The 16,964-nt window shown below is 69.0% G+C and carries 14 protein-coding genes; 8 read left to right on the top strand and 6 right to left on the bottom strand.

The features are described 5' to 3' along the window. Positions 1-30 precede the first annotated feature (30 nt). Positions 31-1,494, top strand: coding sequence for a catalase (locus tag ACFWM2_RS15735; RefSeq protein WP_383278895.1), 1,464 nt, complete (start codon positions 31-33; stop codon positions 1,492-1,494). 54 nt (positions 1,495-1,548) lie between these two features. On the opposite strand, the gene ACFWM2_RS15730 is transcribed toward ACFWM2_RS15735, so the two are convergent. Next, entirely contained in the window at positions 1,549-3,849 is a 2,301-nt protein-coding gene (locus tag ACFWM2_RS15730) for a transglycosylase domain-containing protein (RefSeq protein ID WP_383278892.1), read from the bottom strand. A 268-nt stretch (positions 3,850-4,117) separates the two neighbouring features. On the opposite strand from ACFWM2_RS15730, the gene ACFWM2_RS15725 reads away from it, so the two are divergent. The 5 genes from ACFWM2_RS15725 to ACFWM2_RS15705 all read left to right on the top strand — a co-directional run bounded on the left by ACFWM2_RS15725 (position 4,118) and on the right by ACFWM2_RS15705 (position 9,182). Continuing rightward, the gene (locus tag ACFWM2_RS15725; RefSeq protein ID WP_383278889.1) at positions 4,118-5,089 is read left to right on the top strand and encodes an SPFH domain-containing protein; all 972 of its coding nucleotides are present in this window, start codon (positions 4,118-4,120) and stop codon (positions 5,087-5,089) included. Next, positions 5,086-5,346 (top strand): hypothetical protein, encoded by a 261-nt coding sequence (locus ACFWM2_RS15720; RefSeq protein ID WP_383278886.1) that lies wholly within the window; start codon positions 5,086-5,088, stop codon positions 5,344-5,346. The genes ACFWM2_RS15725 and ACFWM2_RS15720 overlap by 4 nt, the downstream gene beginning before the upstream one ends. 241 nt (positions 5,347-5,587) lie before the next feature. Continuing rightward, on the top strand, positions 5,588-6,112 hold the full coding sequence (locus ACFWM2_RS15715; protein WP_383278883.1) for a PadR family transcriptional regulator: 525 nt from the start codon (positions 5,588-5,590) through the stop codon (positions 6,110-6,112). Continuing rightward, entirely contained in the window at positions 6,109-6,798 is a 690-nt protein-coding gene (locus ACFWM2_RS15710) for an ABC transporter ATP-binding protein (protein ID WP_383278880.1), read from the top strand. The genes ACFWM2_RS15715 and ACFWM2_RS15710 overlap by 4 nt, the downstream gene beginning before the upstream one ends. A gap of 83 nt (positions 6,799-6,881) precedes the next feature. Further along, positions 6,882-9,182 carry an ABC transporter permease gene (locus tag ACFWM2_RS15705; protein ID WP_383279774.1) on the top strand — a complete coding sequence of 767 codons (2,301 nt, stop codon included), beginning with the start codon at positions 6,882-6,884 and terminating at the stop codon, positions 9,180-9,182. A 37-nt stretch (positions 9,183-9,219) separates the two neighbouring features. On the opposite strand, the gene ACFWM2_RS15700 is transcribed toward ACFWM2_RS15705, so the two are convergent. Continuing rightward, the gene (locus ACFWM2_RS15700) at positions 9,220-10,170 is read right to left on the bottom strand and encodes a LysR substrate-binding domain-containing protein (RefSeq protein WP_383279771.1); all 951 of its coding nucleotides are present in this window, start codon (positions 10,168-10,170) and stop codon (positions 9,220-9,222) included. 194 nt (positions 10,171-10,364) lie between these two features. Between ACFWM2_RS15700 and ACFWM2_RS15695 the strand changes: the two genes are divergently transcribed. Both ACFWM2_RS15695 and ACFWM2_RS15690 read left to right on the top strand, forming a co-directional pair. Next, a complete protein-coding gene (locus tag ACFWM2_RS15695) occupies positions 10,365-10,919 on the top strand; it encodes a peroxiredoxin (RefSeq protein ID WP_383278877.1) in 555 nt (184 codons plus the stop codon). A gap of 6 nt (positions 10,920-10,925) precedes the next feature. Further along, positions 10,926-11,459, top strand: coding sequence for an alkyl hydroperoxide reductase (locus ACFWM2_RS15690; RefSeq protein WP_383278874.1), 534 nt, complete (start codon positions 10,926-10,928; stop codon positions 11,457-11,459). 149 nt (positions 11,460-11,608) lie between these two features. On the opposite strand, the gene ACFWM2_RS15685 is transcribed toward ACFWM2_RS15690, so the two are convergent. From ACFWM2_RS15685 to ACFWM2_RS15670, 4 genes are all read right to left on the bottom strand, one after another. Continuing rightward, positions 11,609-13,009 carry an AI-2E family transporter gene (locus ACFWM2_RS15685; protein WP_383278871.1) on the bottom strand — a complete coding sequence of 467 codons (1,401 nt, stop codon included), beginning with the start codon at positions 13,007-13,009 and terminating at the stop codon, positions 11,609-11,611. 174 nt (positions 13,010-13,183) lie between these two features. Next, positions 13,184-13,900 carry a lytic transglycosylase domain-containing protein gene (locus tag ACFWM2_RS15680; RefSeq protein ID WP_383278869.1) on the bottom strand — a complete coding sequence of 239 codons (717 nt, stop codon included), beginning with the start codon at positions 13,898-13,900 and terminating at the stop codon, positions 13,184-13,186. Positions 13,901-14,308: 408 nt separating this feature from the next. Next, complete coding sequence (locus tag ACFWM2_RS15675) at positions 14,309-15,634, bottom strand: PhoH family protein (RefSeq protein WP_383278866.1); 1,326 nt, start codon at positions 15,632-15,634, stop codon at positions 14,309-14,311. 422 nt (positions 15,635-16,056) lie between these two features. Further along, positions 16,057-16,830 carry an isoprenyl transferase gene (locus ACFWM2_RS15670; protein WP_383278863.1) on the bottom strand — a complete coding sequence of 258 codons (774 nt, stop codon included), beginning with the start codon at positions 16,828-16,830 and terminating at the stop codon, positions 16,057-16,059. Positions 16,831-16,964 lie beyond the last annotated feature (134 nt).

Here is a 16,964-nt window from a genome sequence, read left to right as displayed (position 1 = left end):
CCTACCCCCTTCTCAGACGGGAGGACGCTCGTGACGCAGGAATCCCAGAAGGCTCCGTACACCACGAACAACGTCGGCATTCCGGTGGAAAGCGACGAACACTCGCTGACCGTCGGGCCCGACGGCCCGATCCTGCTCCAGGACCACTACCTCATCGAGAAGATGGCCCAGTTCAACCGGGAGCGGGTCCCCGAGCGCGTGGTGCACGCCAAGGGCAGTGGCGCATACGGATTCTTCGAAGTCACCAACGACGTCAGCCAGTTCACCAAGGCCGATCTCTTCCAGCCCGGCAAGCGCACCGAGATGCTGGCCCGCTTCTCGACCGTCGCGGGCGAGATGGGCTCCCCGGACACCTGGCGCGACCCCCGCGGCTTCGCGCTCAAGTTCTATACCGAGCACGGCAATTACGACCTGGTGGGCAACAACACCCCGGTCTTCTTCGTCCGTGACACGATCAAGTTCCAGGACTTCATCCGCTCGCAGAAGCGCCACCCCGTCACCGGGCTGCGCAGCAACGACATGCAGTGGGACTTCTGGACGCTCTCGCCCGAGTCGGCACACCAGGTGACCTGGCTGATGGGCGACCGCGGAGTCCCGAAGACGTACCGCCACATGAACGGCTACAGCTCCCACACCTACATGTGGATCAACGGCGCCGGTGAGCGGTTCTGGGTGAAGTACCACTTCAAGACCGACCAGGGCATCGAGTTCCTCACCCAGGCGGAGGCCGACGAGCTCGCCGGGTCGGACGCCGACAAGCACCGCCGGGACCTCTTCGAGTCGATCGATTCGGGCAACGCGCCGAGCTGGAGCCTCAAGGTCCAGATCATGCCCTTCGAGGATGCGGCGGACTACCGCTTCAACCCGTTCGACCTGACGAAGGTCTGGCCGCACGGGGACTACCCACTGATCGACGTCGGCCGGATGACCCTCAACAAGAACCCCGAGGACCACTTCATCCACATCGAGCAGGCCGCCTTCGAGCCGTCCAACCTGGTGCCGGGCATCGGTCCCTCGCCGGACAAGATGCTGCTGGGCCGGCTGTTCTCGTACCCGGACACCCACCGGTACCGGATCGGCCCGAACTACGCCCAGCTGCCGCCCAACCGGCCGCACTCCCCGGTGAACTCGTACGCCAAGGACGGCCCGATGCGGTTCGTGCCGTCGAACGCGGCGCGGCCCTACGCGCCCAACTCCTACGGCGGCCCCGCGGCCGACTACGGGCAGTTCGGCGACCCGGCGAGCTGGGAGACCGCCGGTGAGCTGGTCCGTGAGGCGACCAAGCCGCACCGCGAGGACGACGACTGGGGCCAGGCGGGCACGATGGTCCGTCAGGTGCTCGACGACGCGGCCCGCGACCGTCTCGTGTCGAACGTCAGCGGCCATCTGAAGGCCGATGTCTCCCGCCCGGTCCTGGAGCGCGCGGTGCAGTACTGGCGCAACATCGACAAGGAAGTCGGCGACCGGATCGCCAGCAACGTCAACGGAGGCTGAGTACGCGGCGAGGAGGGCGCCCGGTGGAGTACCGGGCGCCCTCCTCGTGTGCGCTTACTGACTGTTGGGGTTCAGCGGGTTCTGCGGGAGCCGGTCGGACGGACTCGTCGTCGGGGTGGCCGGCGGGCTCGACGTGGGCGGCTTGGTCGACGGCGAGTTCGTCGGCGGCGGGCTGCTGCTGGTCGGCGGCTTGGAGGTGGGGTCCTTGGTCGACGGGCTCGACGACGGCGTGTCGCTCGGCGACTGCGTGATCGTCGGCGTGTCCGTCGGCGTAACCGCCGCGCCCTGGGTGGTGTCCAGGTCGAACTTGCTGACCTTGCCCATGGCGTCGAAGGTGAACGCCGCCCAGATCTGGGCCGGGAAGCCACCGCCGTTGACCCGGCCGCCCCCGGCCGCGCCCTTCAGGGACACCTGCTTGCCCTGCTTGACCACCTTGCCGGCGGAGTCCTTGCGGTCCTTGGGGACCTCACCGAACAGTCCGACCGAGGTGACCAGGTTCGGCGTGTAGCCGGTGAACCAGGCCGACTTGTTGTTGTCGGACGTACCCGTCTTGCCCGCGACCTGCTGCCCCTTGCGGTTGGGGGCCTGCGCCACCGAGACGCGGGCGGTGCCGTCGTCGACCACGCCCGTGAGCACCGAGGTGACCGTGTCGGCCGCCTGCGGGCTGATGACCCGGTCGCCGACCGGGTTGGGGAACTCGACCTGGGTGTCCTTGTGCTCGGCCGAGTTCACTACGGCCGGGGTGACCTTCTTGCCGTGGTTGTCGAGGGTCGCGTAGACGCCGGCCATCTCCAGCGGGCTCGCGCCCATGGTGCCCAGCGTCTGCGCGGGCACCGCCTGCAGCCCCTTGGTCTGCATGCCGAGGTCGCCGGCGACCTTCAGCACCTCGTCCATGCCGACGTCGACGCCCATCTGCGCGAAGACGGAGTTGATGGACTTGTTCATCGCGGTCTGGACGTTCACGTTGCCGTAGTTCTGGTCGTCCTCGTTCGGCGGCGCGAACCCGACCTTGTTGCCGTTGTCCAGGACGGGACGCCTGCTCGTACCGTCATAGACCGTGCTCGCCGTGATCGGCTTGCCGGTCTGCGTCTCGGCGTTCTGGTCCAGGGCCGCCGCGAAGATCAGCGGCTTGAAGGTGGACGCGGGCTGGTAGTCGCGACGGGTGGCGTTGTTGAAGTAGTGCTTGAAGTAGTCCGTGCCGCCGTACATCGCCAGGACCTTGCCGGTCTTGGGATCCACGGACGCGGCACCGGCCTGGACATCGCCGTCGACCTGGCGCTTCTTCGGGTCGAGCTTGCTGGTCAGCTTCTCCTTGACGGACTGCTCCAGCTGCTCCTGCTTCTTCTTGTCGATGTTGAGCTTGATGGTCCAGCCACCCGCCGTGACCATGGCCTTGGCGGTGTCCAGATCGTCGGCGGCACCCTGGTCGACGAGCCGCGCGGCCAGCGCGTTGTCGGCGGCCTCCACCAGATAGCCGGTCTGGCCCTCCATACCGGGCGCACCCTTGGGGTCCTTGGGTGTCGGGAACTTCATGCCCTCGCGCTTGCCGGCGTCCAGCCACTTCTGCTCGACCATGTTGTCAAGGGTGTAGTTCCAGCGGGCCGTCACCAGCTTCCGGCCGGTCGGCGTGGCCGCCGCCCAGTCGTACTGGCTCGGGGCCTGGAGCAGCGAGGCGAGATACGCGCCCTGCCTGACATTGAGCTCGCTCGCGTCGATCCCGTAGTACGCCTGCGCCGCGGCCTGGATGCCGTACGCGTTGCGGCCGTAGTAGCTGGTGTTGATGTAGCCCGCGAGGATGTCGTCCTTCGACTGCTGGCGGTCCACCTTCAGCGAGATGACCAGTTCCTTCAGCTTGCGCGTGACGGTCTGGTCCTGGGTCAGGTAGTAGTTCTTGACGTACTGCTGGGTGATCGTCGAGCCACCCTGCTTGCCCTTGCCGGACAGGGTGTTGATCAGGCCGCGGGCCGTGCCCTTGAGGTCGACGCCGGAGTCGTTGTAGAAGGACTTGTTCTCGGCAGCGACGAAGGTCTGCTGTACGTCCTTGGGCACCTTGGCCAGGTCCACGACCTCACGGTTGACCTTGCCCGTACGGGCCAGGGTCTTGCCGTCGCTGTACTGGTAGATGTTGCTCTGCAGCTGCGCGGCGGCGTTGCCCTTGGGGACGTCGACCACCAGGTACAGCACGACGAAGGCGCCCATACCGAGGAGGCAGGCGCCCAGGAACGTGCCGAGGATCGTCTTCAGATTGACGAACCGGCGTATGCCAGTGCGGCGCGGCTTGGCTCCCGACGAGCGCTTGGGCGCCGCGCGACGGCCACCGCGCTGCCGCGCTCGTCTCTCTTCCGCTCGTCCCATGGATCCGATCCGTCCTCGTGCGTCTCATAGGTTCGTCGCTCAGGTCAGCTCAGCAAACTAACACCGCGCGATATGACAAAGGGCCGCCGATCCGGGCTTTTCCGGACGTGAGAATCAGCACGCGCCGCGCACCGGCCCCAACGGAACCGACGACCGAGGGGCGCGGAAGGTTGCCGTATGCGCTAAAGTGATATCACTTAGATAGACAGGTGCTAGCGGCTGTCATGAGTCGACGTCGCGCGCACCGAGACAGAACGGGGGACCCTTCATGTCCACGGACGACACTGCACACGACACCGCACGCGACACCTCGCAACGCTCCGAGCCCGCCGATGTGCCCGAGATGCCCGCTCCGCGCGTGCGGGAGTTCGCCGCCCGCAGCATCGGCGGCGGGCTCGCCCTGCTGCTCGGACTGCTCGGGCTGGCGGTCGGGGTCGGCCTGATCGTGACCGCGACGACGTCCGTCCACGCGACGGGCGGCCAGGCCGCGCTGATCGTCAGCGGCATCGTGCTCGGCATCGCCGCCTTCGTCGCGATGTGCGGCCTGAACACGGTGGCGCCGGGTGAGGCCCGGGTCGTCCAGCTCTTCGGGCGGTACCGCGGGACGATCCGGCAGGACGGGCTGCGCTGGGTGAACCCGCTGACGTCGAGGGCCAAGATCTCGACGCGGGTACGCAACCACGAGACCGCCGTCCTCAAGGTCAACGATGCCTACGGCAACCCGATCGAGCTCGCCGCGGTCGTGGTGTGGAAGGTCCAGGACACCGCGCAGGCCAGCTTCGAGGTGGACAACTTCCTGAAGTTCGTCGCCACCCAGACCGAGGCGGCCGTACGGCACATCGCCATCGAGTACCCGTACGACGCCCACGACGAGGCCGGTCTGTCGCTGCGCGGCAACGCCGAGGAGGTCACCGAGAAGCTCGCCGTCGAGCTGCACGCGCGCGTGAAGGCCGCCGGGGTGCAGATCATCGAGTCGCGCTTCACGCATCTCGCCTACGCACCCGAGATCGCCTCCGCCATGCTCCAGCGTCAGCAGGCCGGCGCGGTCGTGGCGGCGCGCAGGCAGATCGTGGACGGGGCGGTCGGGATGGTCGAGGCGGCGATCGCCCGGATCAGCGAGCGGGACATCGTCGAGCTGGACACCGAGCGGAAGGCGGCGATGGTGTCGAATCTGATGGTGGTGCTCTGCGGGGACCGCGCGGCGCAGCCGGTCCTGAACACCGGGTCGCTCTACCAGTGACGGCTCCTTCGGACGGGACCCCCGCGGAGGGCGTGCCCAAGCGGCGACCGCAGCAGCAGCGGAAGCAGGTGCTGCTGCGGCTGGACCCGCTCGTCCATGACGCGCTGGCCCGCTGGGCCGGGGACGAGTTGCGGTCCACCAACGCGCAGATCGAGTTCCTGCTGCGGCGAGCGCTGGGCGACGCGGGTCGCCTTCCCGGCGAGGCCGGGCCGATTCCCCGGCGGGGGCGCCCGCCGGGGTCCGGACCGGAGGGGTAGCACCGCTCCTGGGGGCTCCGCCCCCAGACCCCCTTGTCGCGCTGACGCGCTCATCCTCAATCGCCGGACGGGCTGAGAATCAGCCCCTCCGGCGTTTGAGAGCGCGGTCTGGGGCGGAGCCCCAGGTACCCGGTGACAGAACCGTGACAATCGGGTCTGACCTGCGGAGCAGTACGCGCCGCTGCGCTCTATGCGCGGTGCGTATACATGCGGTGTATACGCCGTGTGTAGAGTGCTCCGCATGTCCATCGGTCACACCCTCCTAGGGCTCCTGGAGTCCGGGCCCCGCCACGGCTACGACCTGAAGCGGGCCTTCGACGAGAAGTTCGGTCACGACCGGCCGCTGCACTACGGCCAGGTCTACTCGACGATGTCGCGCCTGCTGAAGAACGGCCTCGTGGAGGTCGACGGCATAGAGGCCGGCGGCGGCCCGGAACGCAAGCGGTACGCGATCACCGAGGCGGGCATCACCGATGTCCAGCGGTGGCTGGCGACCCCCGAGCCGCCCGAGCCGTACCTCCAGTCGACCCTCTACACCAAGGTCGTACTGGCGCTGCTGACGCACCGCGACGCGGCGGAGATCCTCGACACCCAGCGCTCGGAACACCTGCGCATGATGCGCATCCTGACCGACCGCAAGCGCAAGGGCGATCTGGCCGACCAGCTGATCTGCGACCACGCCCTCTTCCATCTGGAGGCCGACCTGCGGTGGCTCGAACTCACCGCGGCCCGCCTCGACAAGCTCGCCGAGGCGGTAACCCGATGACTCCTCCACCTGGCTCCCTGCTCGCCGCGACGGAGCTTCGCAAGACCTACGGTCCGACCACCGCGCTGGACGGCGCCGAGTTCTCCATCCACCCGGGCGAGGTCGTCGCCGTGATGGGTCCCTCCGGCTCCGGCAAGTCCACGCTGCTGCACTGCCTCGCCGGCATCGTGCCGCCCGACTCGGGCTCGATCACGTACAACGGCCGGGAGATGGCCGGCATGAGCGACGCCCAGCGCAGTGCGCTGCGGCGCAGCGAGTTCGGGTTCGTGTTCCAGTTCGGGCAGCTCGTCCCGGAGCTGACCTGCGTCGAGAACGTCGCGCTGCCGCTGCGGCTGAACGGCGCGGGCCGCAAGGAGGCCGAACGGGCCGCCCTGTCCTGGATGGAGCGCCTGGAGGTCGACGACCTGAGGGGCAAGCGGCCCGGCGAGGTCTCCGGCGGTCAGGGCCAGCGCGTGGCCGTGGCCCGCTCGCTGGTGACCAACCCGCGGGTGCTGTTCGCGGACGAGCCGACCGGCGCGCTGGACTCGCTGAACGGCGAGCGCGTGATGGAACTGCTCACGGAGGCGGCCCGCTCGACCAACGCGGCCGTCGTGCTGGTCACGCACGAGGCGCGGGTCGCCGCGTACTCCGACCGCGAGATCGTCGTACGCGACGGCAAGTCCCGTGACATGGAGCGGATCGTATGAGTGCCGGCCCGTCGTCCACCGGCGGCCTGCCCGAGGCGCCGCGTCTCTCCCCCACCGGACCCAGGTGGATCCGCGACCTGGCCATGGGCGCCAAGTTCGCGGTCACCGGCGGCCGGGAGAGCTGGGTCCGTGTCCTGCTCACGGCCGTCGGGGTCGGGCTCGGGGTGGCGCTGCTGCTGCTCACCACCGCCATACCGAGTGCGCTGGCGTCCCGGCACGACCGTGAGAGCGCCCGCAATGACATGACGTTCAGCCCGGCGGTCAAGAAGAAGTCGGACCGCACCCTGCTCATCGGCAGCGCGGACACCACCTTCCGCGCCCTGGACGTGCGCGGGCGGCTGCTCCAGCCCGAGGGCGCGCGGGCGCCGCTGCCGCCCGGCGTGACGAAGTTCCCCGCGGTCGGCGAGATGGCCGTGTCACCCGACCTCGCCCGGCTGCTGAAGTCCGACGAGGGCAAGCTGCTGCGTGAGCGACTGCCGTACCGGATCACCGGGACGGTCGGCGACGCGGGACTGATCGGCCCGCACGAGCTGGCCTACTACGCCGGCAGCAAGGACCTGAGCGCGACCAGCAGGACGACCGGCCGGATCGAGCGGATCGACTCGTTCGGGTCCAAGAACCAGTCCGAGGCGATGGACCCGGTCCTGCTCCTGCTCGTCCTGATCGTCTTCGTGGTGCTGCTGATGCCGGTCGGTGTCTTCATCGCCGCGGCCGTACGGTTCGGCGGCGAGCGGCGCGACCGCAGGCTCGCGGCGCTGCGGCTGGTCGGCGCGGACGGGCGGATGACCCGCCGGATCGCGGCCGGTGAGGCCCTCGCGGGCGCACTGGTCGGACTGGTCCTCGGCGCCGGATTCTTCCTGATCGGTCGTCAACTCGCGGGCCTGATCACGCTGTTCGAGGTCAGTGTGTTCCCGAGCGACCTCAATCCCACGCCCGCGCTGGCCGCACTGATCGCGGTCGCCGTCCCGGCCGCCGCCGTCGCGGTGACGCTGTTCGCGCTGCGCGGCGTGGTCATCGAGCCGCTCGGCGTCGTGCGCACGGCCAAGCCCCCGCGGCGCCGGCTGTGGTGGCGGCTGCTGCTGCCGGTGGGCGGGCTGGCGATGCTCTTCCCGATGATCGGTCAGGGGCGGGACAACGGTGACTTCAACCAGTACCTGGTGAGCGGCGGTGTCATCCTGCTGCTGGTCGGCGTCACGGCACTGCTGCCCTGGGTGGTCGAGTCGGTCGTGGCCCGGCTGAACTCCGGCGGAGTCGCCTGGCAACTGGCCGTCCGCAGGCTCCAGTTGAGCAGCGGTACGGCAGCACGGATGGTCAACGGCATCGCGGTGGCGGTGGCCGGCGCGATCGCCCTGCAGATGCTGTTCGCCGGTGTCGAGGGCGACTACACCAAGGACTCGGGGAAGGACCTCTCGCGGGCGCAGATGCAGGTCACCGTGCCGAGCGACGTCCCTCTCGGCGACGCGGCCCGGCAGTTCACGCAGACCAAGGGCGTACGGCACGCGACGTCCCTGTCGTGGGGCTCGCTGGGCGAGAAGCGCAAGGACCCCGACCTCTCGACGGACGTGACCGTCGGCGACTGCGCCTCGCTGCGCGAGGTGGCAACGCTGCCCACCTGCCACGACGGCGACGTCTTCGCCGTACGGCACTCCGAGTACGACGGGAACACCGCGGCGCTGAGCAGGGCCGGGCGGACACTCTGGTTCGACCCGTCCTACGACGGCTCCTTCAAGGGCCGGGAAGTCGTCTGGACGGTTCCGCAGGACGTCAGGAAGGCCGAGTCGCGCGAGGACCCGACGGGCTACAAGCGCGGCGGCATCCTGATCACCCCGGGTGCGCTGCCCGCGAAGGCGGCGCCGACCGTCACCGGTCAGATCTTCCTCAGCCTCGACCAGTCGGTGCCGGACGTCCGTGACCACGTACGCAACACCGCGGCGAAGCTCGACCCGATGGCGGATCCGATGACCTGGATGGCGAGCGAGCAGTCCCGGCGCTTCGACTCCATCCGCACCGGCCTGTTCGTCGGCGCGGCCTGTGTCCTCGTGCTGATCGGCGCGAGCCTGCTGGTCTCCCAGTTGGAGCAGTTGCGCGAGCGCAAGAAGCTGCTGTCGGCCCTGGTCGCCTTCGGCACCCGACGCCGTACCCTGAGCCTCTCGGTGCTGTGGCAGACGGCGATCCCGATCGCGCTCGGTCTGCTGCTGGCCTCCGCTGTGGGCCTGGCGCTGGGCACGGTCCTGCTGAAGATGACGGCCACCTCAGTGACCGTGGACTGGGCGAGCGTCCTGACGATGGCCGGCATCGGCGCGGGAGTCGTCCTCCTGGTCACACTGCTGAGTCTGCCGCCGCTGCTGCGGCTGATGCGGCCGGACGGGCTGCGCACGGAGTAGCACCGACGGGCCGAGGGGTCGAGGAAGGCGGTGCGGGTCAGAGCACCCGCACCGGCAGGGGCCGCAGCGCTTCCCGGAGCGCTGCGGCCAGTTCCTCGTATTCGGCACCTCGCGCGGCGCCCGTCCGCATGGCCAGTGCGATCCGCCGCGTCGGCGCCGGGTCCGCGAAGTAGCCCGTGAGGAGCTGGTTGCTGCGGGTCGTCTCGACCTTGACGGCGGTACGCGGCAGCAGGGTCACGCCGAGACCGCCCGCGACGAGCTGGACGAGGGTGGAGAGCCCGGCGGCGGTGGTGGTGACGGGGGCGTCCGCGCGACCAGCCTCCCGGCAGATGTCCAGCGCCTGGTCCCGCAGACAGTGCCCTTCGTCGAGCAGCAGCAGATTGAGCTCACGCAGTGCGTCGCGCGGGATGCCCTCCCGCCCGCCGAGCCAGTGGTCCAGCGGGGTCACCAGCACGAAGTCCTCGTCGAACAGCGGGAGTTCGGCGACGCCGGGCACACCGAGCGGCACGGCGAGCAGCAGCAGATCGAGCCGCCCGACCGCGAGCCCCTCCAGCAGACTCGCCGTCTGCTCCTCATGGACCTGGAGGTCCAGGTCGGGGTAGCGGTCGTGGACCAGCTTGAGGACCGTCGGCAGCAGATACGGCGCCACCGTGGGAATCACCCCGAGCCGCAACACCCCGGTGAACGGCGCCCGGACCGCCGCCGCCTCCTCCAACAGCGCCCCGACCTCGGCGAGTACCGCCTTCGCCCGTACGGCGAGACGCTCGCCGGCGGGCGAGAGCAGCACCTTGCGGGTCGTCCGCTCCAGCAGGGTGACGCCGAGCGCCTCCTCCAGCGCGGACACCGCACCCGACAAAGCGGGTTGGCTCATGCCGATCGCGGCCGCGGCGTCCCGGAAGTGCAGATGCTCGGCCACGGCGGCGAACGCGCGCAGCTGGGCGAGGCTGGGCTGCCGGCGCCCGTTCACCCTGGGGCCCGCCTTGCCCATGGGGTGGGAGTTCGCCTTGCCCATGGGGCTCGCCATGGCCGTACCTCTTACTCATAGTCACTGATAGCCGTGTCCGATCAACACGACCGAGTGTAGCTATTTCCGCAATCAATGCAGCCTGTGCCAACATCGACTTCGTCCAACCCATGGGAGACCTCCCCAAAAGGGACGTTTCCTCGCTGCAAGGAGAGCGCGTGCTCACTGTCGGTGACAAGTTCCCCGAGTTCGACCTGACCGCCTGCGTCTCGCTGGAGAAGGGCGAGGAGTTCCAGCAGATCAACCACAAGACCTACGAGGGTCAGTGGAAGGTCATTTTCGCGTGGCCCAAGGACTTCACCTTCGTGTGCCCGACCGAGATCGCCGCCTTCGGCAAGCTGAACGACGAGTTCGCCGACCGTGACGCCCAGGTGCTCGGCTTCTCCGGCGACTCCGAGTTCGTGCACCACGCCTGGCGCAAGGACCACGACGACCTGCGTGACCTGCCCTTCCCGATGATGGCCGACTCGAAGCGCGAGCTCATGCAGGACCTCGGCATCGAGGGCGAGGACGGCTTCGCCAAGCGCGCCGTGTTCATCGTCGACCAGAACAACGAGATCCAGTTCTCCATGGTGACCGCCGGCTCCGTCGGCCGTAACCCCAAGGAGGTCCTGCGGGTCCTGGACGCCCTGCAGACGGACGAGCTCTGCCCGTGCAACTGGACCAAGGGCGAGACGACCCTCGACCCGGTGGCGCTCCTGGCGGGTGAGTGACCCTCCATGGCCCTCGATGAACTGAAGTCCGCCGTACCGGACTACGCCAAGGACCTGCGCCTGAACCTGGGTTCGGTGATCGGCAACTCCGAGCTGCCGGCCCAGCAGCTGTGGGGCACGGTGCTCGCCTGCGCGATCGCGTCCCGTTCCCCTCGCGTGCTGCGGGAGCTGGCGCCGGAGGCCAAGGCCCAGCTGTCGCCCGAGGCGTACACGGCCGCCAAGTCGGCCGCCGCCGTCATGGCGATGAACAACGTCTTCTACCGCACCCGGCACCTTCTCTCCGACCCGGAGTACGGGACGCTGCGCGCCGGTCTGCGGATGAACGTCATCGGCAACCCCGGTGTCGAGAAGGTCGACTTCGAGCTGTGGTCGCTCGCGGTGTCCGCCATCAACGGGTGCGGTCAGTGCCTCGACTCCCACGAGCAGGTGCTCCGCAAGGCCGGGGTCGACCGCGAGACGATTCAGGAAGCGTTCAAGATCGCTGCGGTGATCCAGGCGGTCGGTACGACGCTCGACGCCGAGGCCGTCTTCGCCGAGTAGGTCCTCCCTCGGCCGCGAGGCCCCGTCCACCTGCTTGGTGGGCGGGGCCTCAGCTGTTCTCGCCCCCGCCGCCCCTACCCTTCCCGTACCTGGGGCTTCCGCCCCAGACCCCGCTCCTCAAACGCCGGAGAGGCTGAATCTTCGCCGGCTCACGCCGTCGGGGGTGGCGACGGCTGGACCGGGGCCACATCCGTCGCGGTGGCGCCGTGGGGCGGCGGCGACTGCCGGAGCGCGGCCTCGCGGGCGTACGAGCGGAGGTACCCGACCACGGTGTTGGTGACGGCGACCAACGGCACGGCGACCACCGCTCCGCCGATCCCGGCGACCATCCCACCCGCAGCGACGGACAGCACGACGGCCAGCGGATGCACCCGCACCGCCCGCCCCAGGATGAACGGCTGCAGAATGTGCCCCTCGATCTGCTGCACGGCAAGGACGACGGCCAGCACCATCACGGCAGTGAACACGCCCTGCGTGACGAGCGCGACGACCACCGCGAGGGCGCCGGACACCACGGCGCCGACGAGCGGGATGAAGGCGAACAGGAAGATGAAGACGGCGAGCGGGACGGCCATGGGGACGTCCAGGAAGTAGATGCCGAGGCCGATGAAGATGGCGTCGATCAGGGCGACGATCACCGTGCCGCGGACGTACGCGGTCAGTGTGCGCCAGGCCCGCGGGCCGGCGCCGGCGACACCCGGCCGCGCCGCGGAGGGGACGAGCTTCAGCGTCCACTCCCAGATCCGCTTGCCGTCGTAGAGCAGGAACAGCGTCGAGAACATCGTCAGCAGAATCCCGGTCAGCGCCTCGACGATGACCGTGACGCCCTCGAGCCCGGCCGAGGTGATCTGGTCGGTGTTGGCGCCGACCGCCTCACGCAGGTTCTTGGCGATCTCGTTGATCTGCTTGTCGGTGACATGGAACGGGCTGTTGAGGAGCCACTTGCGCAACTCGTCGATGCCGTCCTGGACCTGGCTGGAGAGATTGTCGATGTTCTCCATGACCTGCCAGACCACGAACCAGCCGACCAGGCCCATGATCACAAAGCCGAGGATCGCGGTGAGCGCGGTGGCGATACCGCGCGGCAGACCGATCTTCATCAGCCGGGCCACCGTGGGCTGCAGCAGCGCGGTGATGAGCAGAGCGGCCACAAAGGCGAGCACCACCAGCTGTACGGCGCTGATGACCCGCATCAACACCCAGACGGTGCCCGCGAGTACGAGCAGCCGCCAGCCGGCCTCGGCCGCGACACGTACTCCCCACGGCACGGCCGCGGAGGGGTCGGGGCGGGCGGCCACGGCGGGGGCGTAGAGGGGAGGTGCGGGGACGTGGTCGGGCGTGGGCGTCCCGGTGTCCCCGGGGGCGTCCGCCGACGGGTCGGCAGCAGGGGTCCCGCCCGCGTCTGCGCGCGCCCGGTCCTCGGACGCCCCGGTGCCGTCCGAGTCCTCGCGTGTCTCCCTTTCGACCTCGGCGCGGCGTTTGTCCAACCGGTCGCCCAGTTCGGTCAGTCCGGCGCCGACCCGGCCGAGCCACTGTGGCACTCGTGACATCATCCGTCCCTTTTCCCCGTCGCTCCCCACCACTCCCCCCTGGAAGTCGTCCCGTCAGACCGTACATGCCCGGGGCATCCATTGCCCGGTCGCGTGTACCTCATGAACGAAGCCCCTCACCAAAGGACGGTGAAGGGCTTCGCGAGGTTGAGCTGCCGCCGGGCGGCCGTCGGCTCAGTACCAGTTGTTGGCCTGCCAGAACGACCAGGCCTCACACGGGCTGCCGTACCGGCTGTCCATGTAGTTGAGGCCCCACTTGATCTGGGTGGCGGGGTTCGTCTGCCAGTCGGAACCGACGGACGACATCTTGGAGCCGGGCAGGGCCTGGAAGAGACCGTAGGCACCGGAGGACGCGTTGACCGCCCGGTAGTTCCAGCTGGACTCGTGGTCCACGATGTTGCTGAAGCACTGGAACTGCGCGCTCGGCACCATCTGGCGCGCCATCGCCTGAATCTGCGCGGTGGAGTACGAGCTCTGGACGGAGAAGGTGGAGGCGTCACGCGTGCTGGAGCGGCTGGCCTTGGCCTCCGCCTCCTTGCGCGCCTTGGCGTCCTTCTCGGCCTTCTCCGCAGCCTTCTGCTTGGCGATCGCGTTCTCGGCGGCCTGCTTGCGGGCCGACTCCTCCGCGTCCTTCTTGGCGCTCGCGTCCGCGGCGATCGCCTGGGCGTCGGCCTGCTGGGTCAGGGACGCGGTCTGCACCTGGGCCTGCTGGCCCGCGGGTATGTCCGCGAGGAGCGTCACGTCGCTGGCCGTCGCCTCGGCGTCGCTCGGGGACTGCGCGGTGCTGCCCGAGGCAACACCGGTAACGGCGCCGACAGCGGTGACCGCGGTGGCCGAAGCCACTGCGAATCCCCGGACCGAAATCCGGCTCACACGGTTTCCTTCCAGCATCGCCCGCTGTAGGTGACCCTCGCGGACGCAATCGTGCCCCTTGGCACTGGCCTCCCAACTGCGGGGTCACGGGAGGCACGGGCCCGATGGGCAACTCCCGCGAGGGGAGCGCCGCGTGGTGCTCGGGCGGCATACGACGGCTCTATGGAGTTCTGGGGTTCCTGTGGTGCCGTACCGCTGGGGGTACAAGTGTGTCGTATGCGGGGCCTGACAGGAGTGAGACTCTGCCGCAACCCGACGCCGCAAGGCAATTCCGAGTTGCGTGTGAAAGCTCACACCTCGTTTGCCTCAGGAGTTTTCCGGAAACGAGCGCGCAGCGAGGCGCCGCCCGGCTAGGCTCTTGGCCTTTTCCGGGCGGCGCCAACTTCCTGGTGTTCGCCGCGAGTTGAGCGGCCGAGGGCAGAAGCCCTAGATGTGTCCGTCCTCCAGCATTTCGGTCACAAGCGCGGCAATCTGGGACCTCTCGGACCGGTTCAGGGTCACGTGCGCGAAGAGCGGATGGCCCTTCAACTTCTCGACCACGGCGACGACACCGTCGTACCGGCCGACTCGCAGATTGTCCCTTTGTGCCACATCGTGGGTCAGAACGACCCGCGAATTGGCTCCGATACGCGACAGAACGGTCAGCAGCACATTCCGTTCCAGTGACTGTGCCTCGTCGACGATCACGAAGGCGTCATGGAGGGAGCGGCCGCGGATGTGCGTGAGCGGCAGGACCTCCAGCATGCCGCGAGCGGTGACCTCTTCGATGACGTCGCGGCTGGTGACCGCGGAGAGCGTGTCGAAGACCGCCTGCGCCCAGGGGCTCATCTTCTCGGACTCGGATCCGGGCAGATAGCCGAGCTCCTGTCCGCCGACCGCGTACAGCGGCCGGAAGACCATCACCTTCTGGTGCTGGCGCCGCTCCAGGACGGCCTCCAGGCCCGCGCAGAGCGCGAGCGCGGACTTGCCGGTGCCGGCCCGGCCGCCCATCGACACGATCCCGATGTCCGGGTCGAGCAGCAGGTCGAGCGCGATGCGCTGCTCGGCGCTGCGGCCCTTGATGCCGAAGGCCTCGCGATCGCCGCGGACGAGCCGGACGTTGCCCTCGGACGTGACCCGCCCCAGCGCCTTGCCGCGCTCGGACTGGATCGTCAGGCCCGTGTGCACCGGAAGGTCGGCCGCCTCGGGGACATACGCGTGGCCGACGTCGAAGAGGACGTCCACCTGCTCGCCCGACAGGGTCAGTTCGGACATTCCGGTCCAGCCGGAGGAGCCCGTGATGGCCAGCTCCGCGCGGTACTCCTCGGCGAGGAGCCCGACGGACGAGGCCTTGATCCTGAGCGGAAGGTCCTTCGACACGACCGTGACGTCGAATCCCTCGGCCTGCAGATTGCGGGCGACCGCGAGGATGCGGGAGTCGTTGTCCCCCAGGCGGTAGCCACTGGGCAGCACGCTGGGGTCCGAGTGGTTGAGCTCGACGCGAACGGTCCCGCCGAGGTCCCCGATCGGAATCGGGGCATCGAGGCGGCCGAACCGCACCCGGAACTCGTCGAGCAGGCGCAGGGCCTGCCGGGCGAAGTAGCCGAGCTCCGGATGATGCCGCTTGGCCTCCAGCTCCGTGACCACGACGATCGGCAGCACTACTTCGTGCTCGTCGAAGCGGTTCAGGGCGTTGGGGTCGGCCAGCAGGACGCTGGTGTCGAGAACATAGGTGCGCCGGTCTGGCATACGGCGCTTTGTGCTGGTCACCACGGAAGGACGTACCCCCTCGGATGAGGTCGGGGAGCGACGAAGGAGATCTGGACCGGTCTCGGGCCCCACTGCACGGGCCGGCGACCGGCCCTCCGCTTCGTCCGTGCTGACCGCACGATCGCGCTGGTGCAAAGGGCCTCCCGGGCGGACGGCCCCGTGCCGTCCGCTGAGATCCGACACCCGTGGTTCGGGTGTCGACCTGGTTGGTTTATGCCCTCGAACATGCGCTGCCATGCCACGGCATATGACGGCGCACGGATGAACTCCTTGTTACTTCCGCCCCAGACCGCCCGACGACCGGCCCGGACCAGGTCACTTCCGCCTCACGGCCGCGCAGGCGAGTGAGCCGAAGGGGCGCCCCGGCGGCGAACCGAGCCCAGAAACGGGCGCGTGCGCCGGGGCGAACCGAGCCTCGAAAACCCTCAGCCGCCGTAACGCCGGTGTCGCGCCGCGTAGTCACGCATCGCGCGCAGGAAGTCGACCTTGCGGAAGGCCGGCCAGAAAACCTCGCAGAAGTAGTACTCCGAATGGGCCGTCTGCCACAGCATGAATCCGGAGAGCCGCTGTTCGCCGCTGGTCCTGATCACCAGGTCGGGGTCGGGCTGGGCACCGGTGTAGAGGTGCTTGCCGATGAGGTCGATGTCGACGCACTCGGCGAGGTCCTCGATCGCGGTGCCCTTGTCGGCGGCGTCGAGGAGCATCGAGCGCACGGCGTCGGCGATCTCCTGGCGGCCGCCGTAACCGATGGCGACGTTGACGACTATTCCGTCGACGTGCGCGGTGGACTCCTCGGCCTCCTTCAGGACGGTCTGCATCTGCGAGGGCAGGATGTCCGGCGTGCCGACGTGGTGCACCCGCCAGCGACCGTCGGCGGCGAGGGTGCGGACGACACCCTCGATGATGCCGAGGAGCGGGACGAGCTCGTCCTGGGGACGGTCGAAGTTGTCCGTCGAGAGCAGCCAGAGGGTGACGACCTCGACATCGGTCTCGGAGCACCAGCCGAGGAATTCCTCGATCTTGTCGGCCCCGGCCCGGTGGCCCTGGGCCGCGGTGCTGCCGGCCGCCTTCGCCCAGCGCCGGTTGCCGTCCATGATGACGCCGATGTGCTTGGGCACCTGGTCGTGGTCGAGGTGGCCTTCCACCCTGCGTGTGTAGAACCTGACCAGGAGACGGCGCAGGTTGTCGCGCAGGTTCACGTGTTGTCAGCCCCTCCGTGCGGATCAGACAGGTGCGCCGCAGCGCAATCCCTGTCCATATGGCGGTCCCCGGGGGCGAAGCCTACCCCCGTACAACTGCGGCTCCGGCATGGGGTGTCAGTGCGCTGAAGTAG

This window comes from Streptomyces sp. NPDC058371, assembly GCF_042723265.1.
In the GTDB taxonomy this organism is placed as follows: Bacteria; Actinomycetota; Actinomycetes; order Streptomycetales; family Streptomycetaceae; genus Streptomyces.
The sequence above is the reverse complement of the archived record's forward strand: the minus strand, read 5'-3'. Positions and strand labels throughout refer to the sequence as shown.

Excerpts from the sequence above, each read along its gene's own strand:
- ACFWM2_RS15730 (WP_383278892.1), bottom strand. The coding sequence starts at position 3,849 with ATGGGACGAGCGGAAGAGAGACGAGCGCGGCAGCGCGGTGGCCGTCGC.
- ACFWM2_RS15725 (WP_383278889.1), top strand. The coding sequence starts at position 4,118 with ATGTCCACGGACGACACTGCACACGACACCGCACGCGACACCTCGCAA.
- ACFWM2_RS15715 (WP_383278883.1), top strand. The coding sequence starts at position 5,588 with ATGTCCATCGGTCACACCCTCCTAGGGCTCCTGGAGTCCGGGCCCCGC.
- ACFWM2_RS15700 (WP_383279771.1), bottom strand. The coding sequence starts at position 10,170 with ATGGGCAAGGCGGGCCCCAGGGTGAACGGGCGCCGGCAGCCCAGCCTC.
- ACFWM2_RS15690 (WP_383278874.1), top strand. The coding sequence starts at position 10,926 with ATGGCCCTCGATGAACTGAAGTCCGCCGTACCGGACTACGCCAAGGAC.
- ACFWM2_RS15685 (WP_383278871.1), bottom strand. The coding sequence starts at position 13,009 with ATGTCACGAGTGCCACAGTGGCTCGGCCGGGTCGGCGCCGGACTGACC.
- ACFWM2_RS15680 (WP_383278869.1), bottom strand. The coding sequence starts at position 13,900 with ATGCTGGAAGGAAACCGTGTGAGCCGGATTTCGGTCCGGGGATTCGCA.
- ACFWM2_RS15705 (WP_383279774.1), top strand. The coding sequence starts at position 6,882 with ATGGGCGCCAAGTTCGCGGTCACCGGCGGCCGGGAGAGCTGGGTCCGT.
- ACFWM2_RS15710 (WP_383278880.1), top strand. The coding sequence starts at position 6,109 with ATGACTCCTCCACCTGGCTCCCTGCTCGCCGCGACGGAGCTTCGCAAG.